The organism is Variovorax sp. 20P10.2.4, from assembly GCF_058244205.1.
In genome coordinates, this window is record NZ_JBZAYE010001168.1 from 1 (window position 1) to 1,150 (window position 1,150).

1 protein-coding gene is annotated in these 1,150 nt (G+C 72.4%); it reads left to right on the plus strand.

Annotation, left to right across the window (positions count from 1 at the left end; genetic code table 11):
* Positions 1–20 precede the first annotated feature (20 nt).
* Positions 21–1,150 (plus strand): L-seryl-tRNA(Sec) selenium transferase (gene selA, locus AC27VN_RS42020; protein WP_490880594.1); only part of this gene is annotated, 1,130 nt, incomplete at its 3' end.

The window sequence follows — 1,150 nt, forward strand, 5'->3', positions numbered from 1 at the left end:
CGCAACGCCTCGCGCCGCGCATGCGCAGCGTGCTCAACCTCACCGGCACCGTCATCCACACCAACCTCGGCCGCGCGCTGCTGGCCGATGCCGCGCTGCAGCGGCTGCTCGAGGTCATGACCTCGCCCAACAACCTCGAGTACGACCTCGCCACCGGCAGCCGCGGCGACCGCGACTCGCTGGTGGAAGACCTGCTGCGCACCATCACCGGCGCCGAGGCTGCGACCGTGGTCAACAACAACGCGGCCGCGGTGCTGCTGACCATCGCGGCGCTGGCGCGCGAGCGCGAGGTGATCGTCTCGCGCGGCGAACTGGTCGAGATCGGCGGCGCCTTCCGCATGCCCGACGTGATGGCCAGCGCGGGCGCGCAGATGGTCGAGGTCGGCACCACCAACCGCACCCATCCGCAGGACTACGAGCGCGCCATCAACGCGCGCACCGCGCTCGTGATGAAGGTCCATACCAGCAACTATGCGGTGCAGGGCTTCACCGCCGCGGTCGACGAGGCCACGCTGGCCGGCATCGCGCATGCGCGCGGCGTCAGCGCCAAGGACGAGCTCGACGACGGCCTGGCGCGCCTGCTGCCGCCCGACACCCTGCGCGGCACGCACGAGGCCGCGGTGCTGCTGGCCGACGCGATGGCCGCCGACAAGCGCCTGTGCATCGTGGCCGACTACGACTGCGACGGCGCCACCGCCTGTGCGGTCGGCGTGCGCGGCCTGCGCCTGCTGGGCGCGAAGAACGTGAGCTACCTCGTGCCCGACCGCGTGGTCGACGGCTACGGCCTCACGCCGCCGATCGCCGAGCGCGTGGCCGCGAGCGGCGCCGACATGCTGATCACGGTCGACAACGGCATCGCCAGCGTCGACGGCGTGGCCGCCGCCAAGGCGCGCGGCCTGCAGGTGCTGGTGACCGACCACCACCTGCCCGGCCCCGAGCTGCCGGTGGCCGACGTGCTGGTGAATCCCAACCATCCCGACTGCGGCTTCGAGAGCAAGTGCATCGCCGGCGTCGGCGTGATGTTCTACGTGCTGCTCGCGCTGCGCTCCGAGCTGCGCCGGCGCGGCGTGTTCGACGTGGCGACGCAGCCCAAGCTCGACGCGCTGCTGCCGCTGGTGGCGCTGGGCACCGTGGCCGACGTGGTGAAGCT